This window comes from Rossellomorea sp. DA94 (assembly GCF_029834455.1).
In the GTDB taxonomy this organism is placed as follows: Bacteria; Bacillota; Bacilli; order Bacillales; family Bacillaceae_B; genus Rossellomorea; species Rossellomorea vietnamensis.
The window spans coordinates 1,200,095-1,216,530 of record NZ_CP122397.1 but is presented as its reverse complement, the minus strand read 5'-3'; the positions used below and the strand labels follow the sequence as shown (position 1 = coordinate 1,216,530).

Sequence of the window (16,436 nt, the reverse complement as noted above, 5' to 3'; positions counted from 1 at the left end):
GTACCGTCTCTCTAGTCATTTTATGAACAACTTTGAAAAAATCGCTAATAAAGGTGGAAACCACTATGATCACCCCTGATATCAAGAATCAGCTCGTCAGCATCGTCGGTGAAGACAACTACCGTGATACCCCTGCTGAAAAACTTGTCTATTCCTATGATGCAACACCCAACTATCAATCCATGCCCGATGCCATCATCGTTCCCAGGTCAACGGGGGAAGTATCGGCAATCGTGAAGATCTGCAATGAACATGGCATCCCGATTGTCCCGCGGGGCTCAGGAACAAATCTTTGTGCCGGTACGTGCCCAACTGAAGGCGGACTTGTTCTACTTTTCACCCATATGAACAACATCCTCGAATTGGATGAAGAAAATTTAACGATCACCGTCCAGCCTGGGGTTGTTACACTTGATTTGATTCACGCCGTTGAAGCCAAGGGACTCTTCTACCCTCCAGACCCGAGCTCCATGAAAATCTCCACCATCGGAGGGAATATCAATGAAAACTCCGGTGGCTTGAGAGGGTTGAAATATGGCGTCACCCGGGATTATGTACTAGCCCTTGAAGCGGTGCTCCCAAATGGTGATATCATCCGGACCGGCGGGAAACTCGCAAAAGATGTGGCCGGGTATGACTTGACCCGCCTGTTTGTGGGGTCGGAAGGGACCCTTTGTGTCATCACGGAAGCGACATTAAAGCTCGTTCCCATGCCAGAGACGAAACAGACGATGCTTGCCCTTTATCAGGACATAGAAGCAGCTGCTAAAAGTGTGTCGAGCATCATCTCGAATCGGATCATTCCGACTACCTTGGAATTTCTGGACCAGCCTACATTGGAAGTGGTAGAGGATTTTGCCAAAATCGGCCTGCCTACCGATGTGAAAGCCGTCCTGCTGATTGAACAGGATGGTCCTCCTGAAGTGGTGGCACGAGATATGAAGCGCATCGAAGAAGTGTGTGTCGAAAACGATGCCGTATCCGTCCAACTCGCAAAAACGGATATCGAAGCAGATGCCCTTCGCACTGCCCGGCGTTCTGCCCTCTCGGCTCTTGCCAGACTAAAGCCGACGACAATCTTGGAAGATGCGACGGTACCACGTTCCGAAATTGCCAAGATGGTGAAAGCGATCAATGATATAGCCGAACGTCATGGGGTGAAGATTTGCACCTTTGGACATGCAGGAGACGGAAACCTTCACCCGACCGTCGCGACAGATGCCAGGGACAAAGATGAAATGGAGCGGGTCGAAGCGGCCTTTGAAGAAATCTTCGCTCATGCCATTGAATTGGGCGGCACCATTACGGGTGAACACGGGGTCGGCATGATGAAGGCCCCTTATCTCGAATGGAAACTTGGTGCTGAAGGAATCAACGCCATGAAAATGATCAAGCAATCCTTCGATCCCAATAACATCATGAATCCGAATAAAGTATTTGCGAAAGAATCAAGAAAACGTGTGGTGATTTCAAGATGACGACCGTCCAGGAAAAACAAAAGATACAACAAGAGTTCAAAACACGTATGAATGAAGATGAACTATTGAATTGCATGAGATGCGGATTCTGTCTACCCTCCTGCCCTACCTATATCGAATCGGGGTTTAAGGAATCACACTCCCCACGCGGGCGCATCGCCTTGATGAAGGCCGTCGTCGATGGTGTGATCGAGCCCGATGAAGAAGTTGAGCGTACTCTGGATCTGTGCCTCGGATGCAGGGCATGTGAACCTGTCTGCCCTTCTGGCGTTAATTATGGACACTTACTCGAGGAAGCCAGGGATATCATCAATCAAAATAAAAAACACTCCTTTCCCGCCCGAATTGTCAGGAAGACCGTTTTTGAAGGGTTGTTTCCCCATCCTGATCGAATGAGGATGGTCACGAACCTTCTCGGAATCTATCAGCGTTCCGGTTTACAGAAGGCTGTCCACACCACGGGAGTGATGAAGCTGTTCCCGGAAAGCATGGCCACGATGGAACTCGTCCTGCCTCAAGTTCCTAGATTGAAAGAGATGAAGGAACGCCCGACTTCCCTTTCCTCGATTGGTGAGGTCCGTAAAAAAGTCGCTTTCTTTTCCGGCTGCTTGATGGATACGATGTTTCTGGAAACAAATAAGGCCACAACGAAACTCCTTCAACTGGCAGGCTGTGACATCGTCATTCCAAAGACGCAAACCTGCTGTGGGGCTTTGCATGGACACAGCGGAGAGAAGGATGCAGCGAAAGAGCTGGCCAAACGGAACATTGAGGCATTTGAAGATGAAGGCGTCGATTACATCATCACCAACGCAGGGGGATGTGGGGCCTTTCTCGTTGATTATGATCACCTGCTGAAAGACGATCCCGAGTGGAAAGAACGCGCCGTCATATTCAAAGAGAAGATCAAGGATATCTCTTCGATTCTGGTAGAATTGGAGTTTCATAAAAAGACATTGAATGTGGCACCACAACGGATCACGTACCAGGATTCCTGTCACTTAAGAAACGTTCAGAGAACCTTCTTGGAACCAAGGGTACTCCTTCAATCCGTGGAAGGGGCCGATTACGTCGAGATGAAACAAGCCGACCACTGCTGCGGATCTGCAGGAATTTATAATATCGTCGAATCCGACATGTCCATGAAGATCCTCGATCATAAAATGGAAAACGTCGAAGACACCCGGGCCACTACCATCATCACTTCCAACCCGGGCTGCCTCCTCCAAATGAAGCTTGGCATCGAACGGGAAGGCCTATCAGATAAAATGCGAGCCATCCACATCGTCGACTTCCTATTAGAAGCAGTCGACTGAGAGGGACGGACCTCCTCAACCATCCTTTTGCTTCCGCAAAAGAGATGATTGGAGGTCCGTCCCTCGATTTTTATCTTTTTTTGATTTTAAAGAAAGTAAAGTAGACGAGAAAGGATAGGATGATTCCATAGGCTGCAAGCAGTGTGAGGGCATTGGTGACATTGGTTGTGAGCCAGATGATGATGGTGGCGATGGCGACGAGTACAGCGCTGATTGTGATGAGTCTGTTCATGGGAGGCCTCCTTTATGAGTAGAGTAAGTTCTATTGGTATATACGATTGAGATGAGGGAAGGATTCTTTTTTGTTTTTTGAGCAGGAGATTTTGAGGTTTTGATTCAGCTGCTGACTGATCAAGAATTTTCAGCAACTGAATTCTTCCACTTATTCACCCGCTGAACCCACCCCCACCCATCAAAAAAACACCGGACACCCCCAACAGGCATCCGATGTCTCCCATTCTCATTGACTCGCAATCTCATAAATCTTCAAATTCCCATGTATCAACCGTAAATCAGGGACCTCTACTTCCTGACTCCCAGCAGCGTCCAGTAAATAACCGTATAAATGATCGGCCTCCACTGATAAATTCTTCTCCATATCACGTTGCAGGGAAGATTTCATGCTGTAGCCCATCCCGCTGATTTTATCGTAAAGAGCGTCTTCAATCTTTTCTGCAAGTGGCGCCTCCAACTTCCTCATGACCATCGCTGCCTGAGAAAGGACCGTCTTGATCCGCCCCTCTCCTTCAGCGGTCTCCCGGATCGGACCGATCGGGGCACGATAGAGGGATGTAACTCCTGAAAGGGTGGTGATGAAGAGATATTTATGCCACATTTCCTGCTCGATGGCATCGGATAATCGGAAGTTCGCTTTCGTTCCAGAAAAAGCTTCTTCCAGTCTGATGATCCGGTCCGTCCGATCTCCATTCCTTTCTCCAAACACCAGGTCATGGATAGGGCTTGTCTGAATGACTTTACCTGAACCATCGAGTGTGGACTCGACAAAGCATAAGCCACCTATCACCTTTTCTTCCCCGAAGGCCTCAATCAGGTCATCGACGTGTGACATCCCGTTTAACAATGGAAGAATCATAGTGTTCTCCCCTACAAACGGGCTTAGACTATCGATGGCCCCTTTTAGGTGATACGCTTTGGTGGATAAAATGACAACGTCAAAGGGCTCTGCTTTTTCTTCTGCCTTAAGGGTCTTCGGCTGAAAGTGATGATCGCCATGAACGCTCTCGATATGAAGTCCATGCTCCTTCAGCTGATGTTCCCTTTTATCCCGTACGAGAAACGTGACGTCCTCACCTTTCTCTGCCAATCTGCCTCCAAAGTATCCTCCGACGGCCCCTGCTCCTACAACCAATATTCTCATTCCATCCGCCTCCATTCCTGTTAGATCTTCTATTACATTCTCCAATATGAAAGCGGATAAATCAAAAGTTCTGATCAGTACATTAACCCATAAACCAGAAACCGCTCATATTCGTTCTTCGCGAACTCCCCTGTTAACACAACTTCTTTTCGCAGCTGAAATAATGGATGATCCTCCAGGAAATGAACATAATCATCCGAGCTGTAGTACAGAAGAAGCTCGATATCACGTGGAAAGGATTCTACTGATAATAGAATATGATTGATGACTTTAATAAAAATTTGAACTGAAAAGGGATTGAAAAAGTAGAAACGGTTGTCTGCCGGGTTTATCTCATAGTCCTCAGCCAGGCAATGGCGAAAGGAAATCGCATCGTTCCTGATTTTTGTTTTCTCGCGGTAGGTCGCAAGATTCCTCATACAATCACCGTAAAACTCGTCGTTCATTTCGACACCGATGACAGTCGATTGAAAAAGATGATGAACGAAGAAGTTCAAGCGGCCTTTCCCACATCCGAAATCCACTACCCGATCACTGCTTTCCAGTTCATACTGCCGAAATAATTCCTCTAATGCCGCGTAAGGAGTCGGTTCATACCGATGATAATGAAAGGATCTGTGGAAGCCTATTTGACGATCGCCCGTTTTGATATTCAGTAATGTATCGTAATCATGTTCGTTCATTCTGCTCTCCTTATGGAACCTGCCATATATATGCTCTTCCATCGTACCACGATTCCTTTCAGACATAAAAAAGCAAACCCCTTTAATAGGATTTGCTTTCATATGTCTTATACCCAGCCCAATGCCCTAACAATCGTTGCTACCAGGAATGTGACCCCGATCGCAATCGCTGTCGGAATCGCAAAGGACAGGAACGTCCATTTCTTGCTTTTCGTTTCCTTGTAGATATTCACAAGCGTCGTGCCGCAAGGGAAATGGAGCAATGAAAAGAGCATCATATTCAGCGCCGTTAACCACGTCCACCCATGACTGACGAAAACAGCTTTTAACTCGGTCAGATCATCCAGTTCAAGCATAGCCCCTTGAGAAAGATAGGCCATGATCAGGATCGGCACCACAATTTCGTTGGCAGGCAGCCCGATAATGAAGGCGGCCAGGATGAAACCATCCATACCGAGTGCCTGCCCGAACGGATCAAGGAACTGTACAAAATGCATGAGGATGCTCGTGTCACCGATATTGATGTTGGCAATGATCCACGTGATGATCGATGCTGGTGCGGCAACGATCACCGCTCTTTTTAACACATACCAGGACTTATCTTTACTCGAGCGCAATACGGTACTCCAGATTTTCGGACGGCGGTATGGCGGTAACTCAAGCGTGTAATGAGTCGGAACGCCTCTAAGGGCTGTTTTCGATAGCACCCATGAAACCGTAATGGTCACGACAATTCCGATCAATACCATGGTCATGACCATTCCTGCAGTCACGAGGGACGCCATCCCACCGGCATACCCGGCCGCCATGAACAGGGAAGCAAGAAGGATCAGAGTCGGCCAGCGACCATTACAAGGAACAAAGTTATTCGTCAGGATGGCCAGCATCCGTTCTCTCGGTGATTCGATGATACGCGTCGACATGATGGCAGCAGCATTACATCCAAAGCCCATCGCCATCGTCAGGGATTGCTTTCCGTGGCCCCCCGCTTTCTTAAACAGGCGATCCATATTGAAGGCGACACGGGGTAAATACCCGTAATTCTCCAGAAGAGCAAAAGCCGGGAAGAAAATGGCCATCGGAGGAAGCATGACGCTGATCACCCATCCGGTACCCCTGAAAAAACCCAGAACGAGCACACCGTGAAGCCATGCTGGTGCATTCATGGCGTTAAAGAGCAGGGTCAGCTTCCCTTCCATCCAGGCAAATCCTTCCGCAAGCATGCTGGATGGGATATTCGCCCCCGCAATCGTCAGATAAAAAACCGCTCCAAGCATGGCAAGCATGATGGGGAATCCCCAAATAGGTGAAGTCAGCACTTTATCCAGCTTTTCAGAATGGATCCGTTCTTTGTTTTTGTATTTTACGACTTCTTTGCAAATCCCTCTGCTCGTCGAATAAATGTTTTCTACAATTTCATCCCGCAGGTTGTCACTCGACATCCCTTTCGCATGATTGAATAAAAACGCAAGGCCCTGATCACCATTATGTGGTTGCATTGACTGAGACATTGGAAATTCCTCCTCTCTTTCGTTCCCTCCGGAAATAATCATTCAACGAGTTGAGTATGCTTTCGTCTCCATCCAATAATCGCAGGGAAATCCAGCGAATCGGAAACTCATCCCCGATCATTTGGCGTACTTTTGGAGAAAGCTCTTCTATTTTTGCTTCGATATCCTCTGAATAGGTCATGCGGTATGGAGTGGTCGGTACATTCCCTTGGGCCATTTTGTGTACGATATCCAATAACTCCTTGATGCCCGTTTTATTTCTTGCCGATATCTTTACAACCGGTACGCCCAGTTTTTTGCTTAGTGCTTCACTGTTGACTTCGATGCCTTTTTTCTTCGCTTCATCCATCAAATTGAGGGCTACGATCACTCGATCCGTCATTTCCATCACTTGAAGGGCGAGGTTCATGTTTCTCTCAAGGGACGTTGCGTCCAGTACCACCAGCGTCACATCCGGTTTATCAAAAATGATATAATCCCGGGCCACTTCTTCATCCGCTGAATTGGAATAAAGAGAGTACGTCCCCGGTAAATCGACGATAGTGAAATCCGTATCCTTGTGATTGAACTCTCCTTCTGCGTGAATGACCGTTTTCCCCGGCCAGTTCCCTGTGTGCTGCCTTAAACCTGTCAACAGATTGAATAAGGTACTTTTCCCGGTATTCGGATTTCCTGCAAGAGCAATTCTGTATGATTCCATCTTTACGCACCTCCTATTTTCTCAACATGAATCCTTGAACTTTCTTCTTTACGAAGGGCAATCGTGGTGTCACTGACTCGAAAAGCCATCGGATCTCCCAGTGGACTTTTTTGAACGACCGCTACCTCGGACCCCCTTACAAACCCTAAATCCAATAATCTTCTTCTCATGGTACCTTCTAATGATAGTGATGTTATAAGAACGCGGTCACCTGGTTTACATTCTGAAAGAAGCAGCTTCTTGACTTCGGACACATTTCATTCCTCCGGTAAATTATATTGTCTTTATATTAAAAAGTTTCCCTTGTGCAAATTATATGTTCATCTTATTCCCTTCACCCCAAAAATGTCAAACAAAGTTTCATATTTTTATAGATTTTTTAAGTGGACGTCCATTTATGACATAAAAAAAGAAGCATCTGGCAGCCAGATACCCCTTTTTGAAACAGACATATGGAAAGCACTTATTAACCAAGATACCCCATTAGATCAAGCTCTCCCTCTTCCCAACCTTTCTCACCAACCGCTTTAACCATGAGTTCATTGATGACTTCATGTCCGATCCCGTATGTCGTTTGATTCTTATCGTTGATCTTTAACCACTTGCATCGATTCTGTACCCTTTGGAACCCGTTTCGTTCATATAAATCAGGGTCATCAGCGAATAACACAATATGGTCAATGTCCCGATCATGACAAAATTCATCCGTTTTTTTCAATAAGTGAGATCCGATCCCCTTGGAACGCATATTGGATGAAACACACACATCTATAAGGCTTAACACATTTATAGGCTTTCCATTCAGATTCATCACCCGATAATCACATGCAATCTGCCCAACCAAACGATCCTCTTTGTATGCCAGAAATCTTAAGTGAGGTTTCTGTTTGAAATAGATCCTGTTCACAGGATAATCCCCACCGAAGCACTCACATAATAACCGTTGCAAGTGATCTTGAATGTTGCCGTTTAGATCAAATTCTGAAACTGTTCTTATTTCAATAGTATTCAACCTCTCTTCCCTCCCATGTATAATCAACTCTTTTCCTTATTTACGGATACAATGAACCATTTGTTTCACCATATCGAAAAAAGTTCCACCAAACACATCACATGATTAACCTCCTGAACTTGTGGTAAGTTAAACATGTTGGAATTAATGGATTAAGGAGTGAATATTCAATGTCTACAAAAGACCAGATCAAGCAAGACATACTTGATGCTTACCATTTCAGACATGCCACCAAGGAATTCGATCCGGACAAGAAGGTTTCCGATGACGACTTCAGGTTCATTATGGAAACGGGGAGATTGTCACCGAGCTCATTCGGGTTCGAACCATGGAGATTTGTGGTCATCCAAAATCCTGAACTGAGGGAAAAGATCAAGAACACCGCGTGGGGAGCCTACGGAAAACTTCCGGAAGCCAGTCATTTCGTCGTGATCCTTGCAAGGACCAAGAAAGATACCAAGTACGATTCAGACTATTTACAGGATCATTTCAAAAATAAGAAGAAGATGCCTGAAGATCATTTGGCAAAGTATTTAGAACGGATCGAACAGTTCCAGAAGGTTGATTTCGATTTACTTGAAGGAGACCGTCCTCTATACGACTGGGCCGGAAAGCAGACGTATATTGCCCTTGGCAATATGATGACCGCCGCTGCCCAGATTGGTGTAGATTCCTGCCCGATCGAAGGATTTGATGTTGAGAAGATGAATACATTACTGAATGAAGAAGGCCTGCTTGAAGACGGTCACTTCGGCATTTCCGTCATGGTGGCTTTCGGTTACCGGGTCAAGGATCCAGCACCGAAATCCCGTCGACCATTTGAGGATATCGTGAAGTTCGTATAAATAAATGAAAGGAATCCCGCGTCCATCGGGATTCCTTTTTTTCTCTTGTTAGCCTGCTTCTGTCTTAATGGCTTTTTGCAATTCTATCATTACCGTTGTCCCTTTGTTCAGTTCACTTTCCACTTCAATTTTCCCCTTCATGGAATGAACAATGATCGTGGCTGCCATCATTCCGAGGCCAGTGCCTTCATTCTTTGTTGTAAAGAACGGTTCACCGAAACGTCGAATCTGCTCATCGGTCATTCCTTTACCTGAATCAGAAATGGAAATGATTACGTTCTCCTTCTCAACCATCCCAATCGATATCTGCCCACCCCGAGGCATGGACTCTATAGCATTGGTCATGATATTCCCCATGCATTTAATAAAATTATGGCGTTGCCCTTCTACATGAATACCGTCTAAAAGTTGATATCGGAAGGAGATATGTGTAGCCTTTGGTTTGACGATTTCAATCAGCTCCATAAGTGAATCCTTTACATCGATACTTTCCGACCTTTCTGGCGTTGAATTGGTAAACGTCAAATATTCCTCTATAACATGAGTGGCCTGATCAATCCCTTTTAAAGACAACTCTATAAATTCTTTCTGTGTTTTTATGTCTTTTTCTTCTTGTACAAGCTGCAGAAATCCTTTAGATGAAGTCAATGGATTTCGGATTTCATGGGAAAGACTCGCTGCCAACCGGCTCACAAGCTGAAGCTTCTCATGTTGAGACAAAGTCTTTTTCAACTCCATCAATTTCCGTATCATTTCCGCGATCATCACTGATATAACAGTCGCTGCCAGCGGAATGAAAACGAGATACAGATACTCATCCATCGTGATTTCAGCTTGATGAATATACCCAAACAGAAGGTTAAATATCGTCATACTGAAACAGATGATAATCATGAATAATACTTTCACTTTTTTCTTAGCACGCAGAAATCCTTTTGAAAAGGCTGCCAAAATTAAAAAAGTGACAAAATAGTTGAGAATCACCAAATGGATAAGACCACTCCCAATGATGAAATACCGTAGCGCTATGATCATGACCATTAGAACGAAGGAAACGACCGGGCCGAAATATAAGCTGGCCAGAAAAAAGGGGATCCTTCGCAAATCTACATAGACGCCATTTGCCAGCTTATGACTGAACATCACACATAATAGAATCGTGACAGTGGAGAAGATGATGACAATCTTTTTTGAAGGGTGCTTCTTTGTGGCGTCATAATAAAGGGCGAAAAGGAGTAGTCCCACTAGAATAAATAAAAAGTTCATTAATAAGTTCGTCAAGACAGAATCATGCAACAAACACCCCTCCCTCATTTCAATCGGCAACCTTTATCAGGAGTGAATTTCATAATCAGAGATCCGATTTCCCTCTTTTATCAACTGTGTAGAGGCCGAACTCCCCCCGATCAACTCTCCTTTATGATTAAATAACGGATGACAGTTTACATCATACTCATACAATTGATCAGCTATCGGGAATACGATAACCTTTCTTAATGATGTACGGTTCTTTATTACTTCTTGTTTTACTTTCATTAATTCCCTCGTACCGTGGTTGTCCCCTAATTCCACATCGTTTCTTCCAATCACAGTCACGGGGTCAAGTTCAGGATTCGGGTTGAAAATCCACGTATATCTTAGATCCAAATCAAAATGGGCAATCACCATAGGAGAATCTTGGAGGGCAAAATAAAAGGGACTTTCTTCTAATTCGAAGATGGAAACATGAAATTTCAATAAGTCTGCCAAGTTCTCTGCAAGCCGCTTACTTGGAATTCTTACACCACTTTCAATCTTTGAATAATAAGATCTGTCGATGTGAACTAAATAGGCAATGTCTTCTTGGCTATACCCCTTCATTTTTCTTAATCTCTCTAGCCAATTTCTCTTTTGATGACTCATTCGCATCCCTCCTACAAAACCTTTCTAGTTCTATTATACTGATTCAATATTCAAAAACTATGTGACTATTTTGTCACTATTGCAAAATAACGTAAAACCGACTAAAAGCCCTACATTTAAGGAAAAAACAGAAAAATTCTTCTAATAAAATGGAATTTCCGTCCCCGTCCATTCATAAAAAAAGAACTCCAGGAGTAAACCTGAAGTCCTACATTTAGTTCCTGAACCAATCCGCCCCCTCATCCATATGAACAAACGGAATATCAGTATCCACTTTTCCCATCAGTTTTTCCTGTTCAACATCTTTCCCCTTTAGCCATTCGGCAAAATCGAAGATAACAGGATCCCGGTCTCCGCCAAGAGCAAACCATGCTTTCATTTCTTTCGGAAAATAAGCCGATGTATGAATCGTTCCGGCCCAGCTCCCGTAAAGATCCGAGAACACCCCTTTACCCGTATCATTCATTAATCGGAATGCACTATGTGCGTCTTGATCCCCCGTTTCCTTGATGATGCTCAATCGCCGCTTGGAATCGACCAGGTGATTTCTGTTCTCATCGGTCATCATTTCAAAATGGTTGGTGCATGCCCTGTCTTGCCGAGTTGCCACCCCACGTGGTGAGGTTTCCACGATATACGTCTCCCCACTTCGATCATACACCACATAACTGAACGAATGCCTATGAGGGATTTCCTTCAGCATGTCGACGGCTTCGGTAACATCTTTACAGGACTCAAGGATCAACCGACCAATCATGCAGCAAATGAAACCATCTCCGGGATTCTTGCGGTGCATGAAGTTATACCCCAATGAGAGGCCATGTTCGTTCATCCCGTCCATCCTGCCCGTCACGCGCTGGCTAGGGCCGATGATCGCGTATCCTGTATCCGTTGGCTGAAAGAACGTATAACGTCCCTCATACGTTTTCGGATGATAATCATAATTCCTGATCAAGTAGTCTTTACCCGTCACGATCGAGCAGCCGGACTTCACATAATCCACCCGGTAGCCGCCAAACTCCTTCAGCACCCGCTCCATCGGCCACTGGAGGGCTTCTTGTAACCCAAGGAGTTCATCCCAGACCCCTGGGGCAAATCTTCTGATCGCAGTCTTTGTTTCTTCAATACTGATAGAAAACCTTGGTTTTCGTACCTTCCACTGATTCTCCCGATTTCTAACCGTTATGGAATCCTTTATCCGTTCCCCTTGCATAAACCCGAAGTCATAATGGGAACCGCGAAATTGAATCACATCGCTATGTATTGTTTTCATGCTAAAACCTCATTTTCATCAGAATCTATTCTACAAGGATAATAGAATGGATTGGAAAAGGAAAGCAATCGCATCCCTTATACACGCTTATCAACTGGAAGAAAGACAATCATCATAAAACATATGAGGAACGCCATACCCGTCACCACTAACCCAAGGAAAAAACCGATGAAGGCCATAAATCCGTCTTCACCTGGATACTGGGGTACATACGTGTTCCATTGGTACAGGATAAACAAAAAAAGAACCAAATAAAAACTGCTTCCAACCGTTCCTGCTTTCCATCGTTCCCCATTCCCCCATACTTTTGTGCGCACAAGTGAACTCCATACGAGAAGACTCAACACAGTGGCAAGCATCATAATAATGAGATGAACGTATGGAATCATCAGAAGAGTCGTACCGTACAATAGCAGCCCCGTTGCACCGAATAATAATAGATTCATCCCAAACAAGAATACACCGACTAACCAGGGATTCTGAAACCAATTAAACTTATTTAGAGATTGAATCCACTTAAATATATAGAGTCTCTCTCTCGGGATTTTCGAAAAAAAGAAAAGTCCGACAATACCCAAAATGAAAAATAATGTCACTTGTTACCCCCCTGTCATTTGTGGTTTATTTTACCATACAGCCCGCATGTTATGGTATATCTTGTGATGAGTGTAGGGGGATACACAATCATCCTCCCGTATTCGTTCTTATTCGTTCAACTGCTGAAATCATCCAAATATTCAGCAGCTGAATAAAAAAAGACGGCCATCAAGACCGTCCCCACATCCATCACTTCTTCTTCTCGATAATCTCATCAATGATCCCATATTCCTTTGCCTCATAGGCACTCATGAAGTAGTCACGGTCCGTATCAAATGCAACTTTCTCAACCGATTGCCCCGTTTTCTCCGCAATGATTTCATTGATATGCTCCCTTAACTTCAGGATGCGTTTCGCTGATATCTCAAGGTCTGTCGCCTGCCCCCTGGCGCCACCCAACGGCTGATGGATCATGATTTCACTATTAGGCAGGGCGAATCGCTTTCCTTTCGTGCCTGCCAAGAGCAGCATCGCGCCGAATGATGCCGCCATGCCCGTGCAGATCGTCCGCACATCGGGGCTGATGTACTCCATCGTATCAAAGATGGCGAATCCCGCCGAAGTCGATCCCCCCGGACTGTTGATATACAAAGAGATATCCTTTTCGGGATCATCCGCGGCGAGAAATAACAATTGAGCCACGATACTATTGGCCATCTGATCATTCACTTCGTCACTCACCATGATGATCCGATCCTTTAATAACCTTGAATAAATATCGTAGGAACGTTCTCCTTTACTTGATTGTTCAATTACATAAGGTATTGCGTTCACTATTTTTCCCTCCCTCATTCGTTATGCTGCCATTGAGAGGACGTTTGAAGACGATGGAGATGCAGGTGCCACCATGTGGACTGTGGTACCATTGGCAAGCAGCGTCGGGATGTAGACGAGGAGGAGACTCGGATCCTGTGCTTTCAGGCTCCGATATAAAATGGCGTTCAGCTCTTTTTGGAGATTTTCATCCCCGTATGTGTCACTTCCTCCCCAATCATCATCGACGGAGATCTTTTTTAGTTTGGCCCTGGACCGATTCAATAAAGCCTTCACAGCTGTTTCTGTCAGGTTTAGTTGTACAGCAACTTCAGAAATTTTGTACTGAAAGGCTTCCTTTAATACGAAGGCAACCAGTTGCTTGGGAGTCAATCTGTTAGAAAGCATGCCGATCATCTCAGGACTTATCCACTCTTTTGGATGATTTTCCTCACAAGAGTCAGGCACAGATCCGATTGTTTCCCTGCTCTCTTTCCGGCCCTTGTCGATCCACAGATGATAGGCCATTTTCTTCAGTAAAGCAGGACTCCAATCCTGACGATCCGGGTAGCGGGTGAGGGCTTTATAAACAGATTCCTGGGCAAGATCCTCCCCGTCCCATTTGTCCTTTGTCAGAAAATAGCAATACCGTAACAGTTTTGGGACCATTTCTTCGATCCCTTCTTCGTCCAAGTTGAATACCGATCTCATCTGCATTGTCTTCACTCCTTTGCATCCTCTCATGGCTATAACGGATAAGTAACAGAAAAAGATATGGGTAAAAGCATATTTTATTTTCATTATATCCAAGGAGAGGAGTATTCGTCATAAATTGGTTTCCTCTCCGTCACTTGTGCTAAAGTAAAATCATAAAAAATCGTTTACTGAAATGAGGTGCCCTTATGATATCAATTCTTGTCGTTGATGATGACCCCCATCTGCGAAAGCTCGTCCGCGTATATTTGGAGCAGAACGGATACATGGTGACAGAAGCACCGGATGGCGAAGCTGCCTCCGTCATTCTTCTCCATCAAACCATCGACCTTGCCATTGTCGACCTGATGATGCCGAATAAAGATGGATTTCAGTTGGCAAGTGAGATAAGGGAAGACTATGATATCCCCATCATCATGCTGACTGCGAGGGGCAGCATGACGGATAAAGCGAAAGGATTTCAGTCCGGAACCGATGATTATATGGTGAAACCCTTTGAAAAAGAAGAACTCCTTTTCCGGGTACAGGCAATCCTGAGACGATTCGACCGGGCAGGTTCCCAAACCATCCGCTTGGGGGACATGACGCTTGATAAACGGTCTTATGAGGTGAAAGCCGGAAATAGGACCATGAACCTACCCCTCAAGGAATTCGAACTGCTCTATTATCTTGCAAGCTTTACGAACAGGACATTTACGCGCGATGAACTCATCCAGCATGTATGGGGAATGGACTTTGTAGGGGACGACCGGACCATCGATGTGCATATTAAACGTTTGCGTGAACGGTTCCGAGGTTCCACCAATACCTTCACGATCACAACCGTACGGGGAGTCGGCTACAAATTGGAGGTACATAAATGAAAACCCTTTATATCCGGATCGTCGTCGTCACCCTGTTGATCATGATCGTAAGCAGTGTGATTGCCTTTATCGGTTCGAATCTTTATTATCAAATGATTTTAAAGCCTTCCAATGATGAAAAGAATACCGAAATCGCTCGGGACGTTGTGGAACTTTATGAGGCAGCTTCCATGGAGGAATCGACTTTTTTTGAAAAAACGGCAAGACTGAGCTATCAGTTTTATGTGACCGATGGAAAAGGGACAGGGACATTTTATGGGGAGGAATTTCGTGATCGAACACTATCTCCTCAAGTAATACGAAGCGTTCTGAACGGGACAACGTATCACGGGATGGCTGAATATCCTTCCACCACGTTTGTGACGGGGTTTTTCTCTAATGAATTATCCAATTCTATCGGTGTCCCGATTGAAATCGACGGGAAACCACATGCGTTGTTCATGAGGCCGAACGTCAAGCAGCAGTTCAATGAAATACATATTCTCCTGTCCGTCCTTCTCCTATTGACGATTGTGCTCAGTATGATGATTGTATTCTTCAGTACACGGTACTTGGTAAAGCCGATCAGGGAACTTACCGCTGCCACGAAGAAGATAGCCGGTGGAGACTTTTCCATACAGCTGCATGAAAATCGCAAGGATGAAATCGGGACCCTTGCCAAATCATTTACGAGCATGAGCCGTCAGCTCAGGCAGGTGGAAAATATGCGTCAGGAGTTCGTTTCCAATGTCTCACATGAAATTCAAACACCACTTTCTTCTTTGAAAGGCTATGCGAATCTGTTACAATCCCCTTCCATATCTAAAGAAGATCAGGAATATTATACAAAGGTGATCGAATCCGAAAGTACGCGGTTATCAAAGCTGAGTAAACAGCTATTGACCCTTGCCTCCCTTGATAAGGATCAAGGGGTGATCAAATTAGAACCTGTAGAACTGACATCGATGGTGCAAGTTCTCATCAGTCAGACCCGATGGTTGTGGGAAGGAAAAGATCTTTCCTTATCCTTTGAAGCGGATGAGGTGACCTATAACGGACATGGGGAATTGCTGTACCAGGCTTTCGAGAACCTATTATCCAACAGCATTAAATATACTCCCAGAGGTGGGGAAATTATTATAACCCTCCTTACAGAATCAAAGGGTATCACGTTTACCATCCAGGACACTGGAATTGGTATCCCACCGGAGCATATGGAGAAGATCTTCGACCGATTCTACAAAGTGGACGAGTCCCGGAGTCACGAACGGGACAGCAGCGGCCTTGGTCTATCCATCGTCCAAAAGATCATCAGCCTCCATCATGGGGAAATCCATGTGGAGAGTGATCCAAATGAAGGAACCACTTTCAAGGTGACCCTTCCTTAATCCGTTGTTCATCTTCCGTTCATACTTCCCTTTTATCATGAAAG

The 16,436-nt window shown here is 45.1% G+C and carries 18 protein-coding genes; 5 read left to right on the top strand and 13 right to left on the bottom strand.

What is annotated here, in order from left to right:
* The first annotated feature begins 65 nt into the window (after positions 1 to 65).
* Positions 66 to 1,478, top strand: coding sequence for a glycolate oxidase subunit GlcD (gene glcD, locus P8596_RS06430; protein ID WP_224520721.1), 1,413 nt, complete (start codon positions 66 to 68; stop codon positions 1,476 to 1,478).
* Complete coding sequence (locus P8596_RS06425) at positions 1,475 to 2,794, top strand: (Fe-S)-binding protein (RefSeq protein ID WP_224520722.1); 1,320 nt, start codon at positions 1,475 to 1,477, stop codon at positions 2,792 to 2,794. Before glcD ends, P8596_RS06425 begins: the two co-directional genes overlap by 4 nt.
* A 70-nt stretch (positions 2,795 to 2,864) precedes the next feature.
* On the opposite strand, the gene P8596_RS06420 is transcribed toward P8596_RS06425, so the two are convergent.
* From P8596_RS06420 to P8596_RS06390, 7 genes are all read right to left on the bottom strand, one after another.
* The gene (locus tag P8596_RS06420) at positions 2,865 to 3,026 is read right to left on the bottom strand and encodes a hypothetical protein (protein WP_224520723.1); all 162 of its coding nucleotides are present in this window, start codon (positions 3,024 to 3,026) and stop codon (positions 2,865 to 2,867) included.
* A 228-nt stretch (positions 3,027 to 3,254) separates the two neighbouring features.
* Positions 3,255 to 4,172 (bottom strand): ketopantoate reductase family protein, encoded by a 918-nt coding sequence (locus tag P8596_RS06415; RefSeq protein WP_279726366.1) that lies wholly within the window; start codon positions 4,170 to 4,172, stop codon positions 3,255 to 3,257.
* 74 nt (positions 4,173 to 4,246) lie between these two features.
* Positions 4,247 to 4,855, bottom strand: a complete 609-nt coding sequence (locus P8596_RS06410; RefSeq protein WP_224520725.1) for a methyltransferase — start codon at positions 4,853 to 4,855, stop codon at positions 4,247 to 4,249.
* Between the two features lie 107 nt (positions 4,856 to 4,962).
* The gene (locus P8596_RS06405) at positions 4,963 to 6,354 is read right to left on the bottom strand and encodes a nucleoside recognition domain-containing protein (RefSeq protein ID WP_224521135.1); all 1,392 of its coding nucleotides are present in this window, start codon (positions 6,352 to 6,354) and stop codon (positions 4,963 to 4,965) included.
* On the bottom strand, positions 6,341 to 7,066 hold the full coding sequence (locus tag P8596_RS06400; RefSeq protein ID WP_224520726.1) for a FeoB small GTPase domain-containing protein: 726 nt from the start codon (positions 7,064 to 7,066) through the stop codon (positions 6,341 to 6,343). Before P8596_RS06400 ends, P8596_RS06405 begins: the two co-directional genes overlap by 14 nt.
* A 2-nt stretch (positions 7,067 to 7,068) precedes the next feature.
* Positions 7,069 to 7,320 (bottom strand): FeoA family protein, encoded by a 252-nt coding sequence (locus P8596_RS06395; protein WP_034762401.1) that lies wholly within the window; start codon positions 7,318 to 7,320, stop codon positions 7,069 to 7,071.
* Between the two features lie 212 nt (positions 7,321 to 7,532).
* Positions 7,533 to 8,078 (bottom strand): GNAT family N-acetyltransferase, encoded by a 546-nt coding sequence (locus tag P8596_RS06390; protein ID WP_224520727.1) that lies wholly within the window; start codon positions 8,076 to 8,078, stop codon positions 7,533 to 7,535.
* 170 nt (positions 8,079 to 8,248) lie between these two features.
* Here P8596_RS06390 and P8596_RS06385 point away from each other — a divergent pair, with 170 nt between their 5' ends.
* Positions 8,249 to 8,923 carry an NAD(P)H-dependent oxidoreductase gene (locus P8596_RS06385; RefSeq protein WP_224520728.1) on the top strand — a complete coding sequence of 225 codons (675 nt, stop codon included), beginning with the start codon at positions 8,249 to 8,251 and terminating at the stop codon, positions 8,921 to 8,923.
* Positions 8,924 to 8,971: 48 nt separating this feature from the next.
* On the opposite strand, the gene P8596_RS06380 is transcribed toward P8596_RS06385, so the two are convergent.
* The 6 genes from P8596_RS06380 to P8596_RS06355 form a co-directional block, all read right to left on the bottom strand.
* On the bottom strand, positions 8,972 to 10,219 hold the full coding sequence (locus P8596_RS06380; protein WP_224520729.1) for an ATP-binding protein: 1,248 nt from the start codon (positions 10,217 to 10,219) through the stop codon (positions 8,972 to 8,974).
* Positions 10,220 to 10,255: 36 nt separating this feature from the next.
* Complete coding sequence (locus tag P8596_RS06375) at positions 10,256 to 10,825, bottom strand: helix-turn-helix domain-containing protein (protein WP_224520730.1); 570 nt, start codon at positions 10,823 to 10,825, stop codon at positions 10,256 to 10,258.
* Between the two features lie 214 nt (positions 10,826 to 11,039).
* Positions 11,040 to 12,098: a C45 family autoproteolytic acyltransferase/hydrolase gene (locus tag P8596_RS06370; RefSeq protein ID WP_224520731.1), complete on the bottom strand. Its 1,059-nt coding sequence runs from the start codon at positions 12,096 to 12,098 to the stop codon at positions 11,040 to 11,042.
* Between the two features lie 77 nt (positions 12,099 to 12,175).
* A complete protein-coding gene (locus tag P8596_RS06365; RefSeq protein ID WP_034762394.1) occupies positions 12,176 to 12,694 on the bottom strand; it encodes a hypothetical protein in 519 nt (172 codons plus the stop codon).
* Positions 12,695 to 12,884: 190 nt separating this feature from the next.
* On the bottom strand, positions 12,885 to 13,469 hold the full coding sequence (gene clpP, locus P8596_RS06360) for an ATP-dependent Clp endopeptidase proteolytic subunit ClpP (protein ID WP_261751686.1): 585 nt from the start codon (positions 13,467 to 13,469) through the stop codon (positions 12,885 to 12,887).
* Positions 13,470 to 13,490: 21 nt separating this feature from the next.
* Positions 13,491 to 14,165, bottom strand: a complete 675-nt coding sequence (locus P8596_RS06355; protein WP_224520733.1) for a sigma factor-like helix-turn-helix DNA-binding protein — start codon at positions 14,163 to 14,165, stop codon at positions 13,491 to 13,493.
* Between the two features lie 185 nt (positions 14,166 to 14,350).
* On the opposite strand from P8596_RS06355, the gene P8596_RS06350 reads away from it, so the two are divergent.
* Together P8596_RS06350 and P8596_RS06345 are read left to right on the top strand one after the other, a co-directional pair.
* Entirely contained in the window at positions 14,351 to 15,025 is a 675-nt protein-coding gene (locus tag P8596_RS06350; protein WP_224520734.1) for a response regulator transcription factor, read from the top strand.
* Entirely contained in the window at positions 15,022 to 16,392 is a 1,371-nt protein-coding gene (locus P8596_RS06345; RefSeq protein WP_224520735.1) for a HAMP domain-containing sensor histidine kinase, read from the top strand. Before P8596_RS06350 ends, P8596_RS06345 begins: the two co-directional genes overlap by 4 nt.
* Positions 16,393 to 16,436 lie beyond the last annotated feature (44 nt).

Bases quoted from the DNA above. Each gene is read 5' to 3' on its own strand.
- glcD (WP_224520721.1), top strand. From the start codon at position 66: ATGATCACCCCTGATATCAAGAATCAGCTCGTCAGCATCGTCGGTGAA.
- P8596_RS06425 (WP_224520722.1), top strand. From the start codon at position 1,475: ATGACGACCGTCCAGGAAAAACAAAAGATACAACAAGAGTTCAAAACA.
- P8596_RS06420 (WP_224520723.1), bottom strand. From the start codon at position 3,026: ATGAACAGACTCATCACAATCAGCGCTGTACTCGTCGCCATCGCCACC.
- P8596_RS06415 (WP_279726366.1), bottom strand. From the start codon at position 4,172: ATGAGAATATTGGTTGTAGGAGCAGGGGCCGTCGGAGGATACTTTGGA.
- P8596_RS06410 (WP_224520725.1), bottom strand. From the start codon at position 4,855: ATGAACGAACATGATTACGATACATTACTGAATATCAAAACGGGCGAT.
- P8596_RS06405 (WP_224521135.1), bottom strand. From the start codon at position 6,354: ATGCAACCACATAATGGTGATCAGGGCCTTGCGTTTTTATTCAATCAT.
- P8596_RS06400 (WP_224520726.1), bottom strand. From the start codon at position 7,066: ATGGAATCATACAGAATTGCTCTTGCAGGAAATCCGAATACCGGGAAA.
- P8596_RS06385 (WP_224520728.1), top strand. From the start codon at position 8,249: ATGTCTACAAAAGACCAGATCAAGCAAGACATACTTGATGCTTACCAT.
- P8596_RS06375 (WP_224520730.1), bottom strand. From the start codon at position 10,825: ATGAGTCATCAAAAGAGAAATTGGCTAGAGAGATTAAGAAAAATGAAG.
- P8596_RS06370 (WP_224520731.1), bottom strand. From the start codon at position 12,098: ATGAAAACAATACATAGCGATGTGATTCAATTTCGCGGTTCCCATTAT.
- P8596_RS06355 (WP_224520733.1), bottom strand. From the start codon at position 14,165: ATGCAGATGAGATCGGTATTCAACTTGGACGAAGAAGGGATCGAAGAA.
- P8596_RS06350 (WP_224520734.1), top strand. From the start codon at position 14,351: ATGATATCAATTCTTGTCGTTGATGATGACCCCCATCTGCGAAAGCTC.
- P8596_RS06345 (WP_224520735.1), top strand. From the start codon at position 15,022: ATGAAAACCCTTTATATCCGGATCGTCGTCGTCACCCTGTTGATCATG.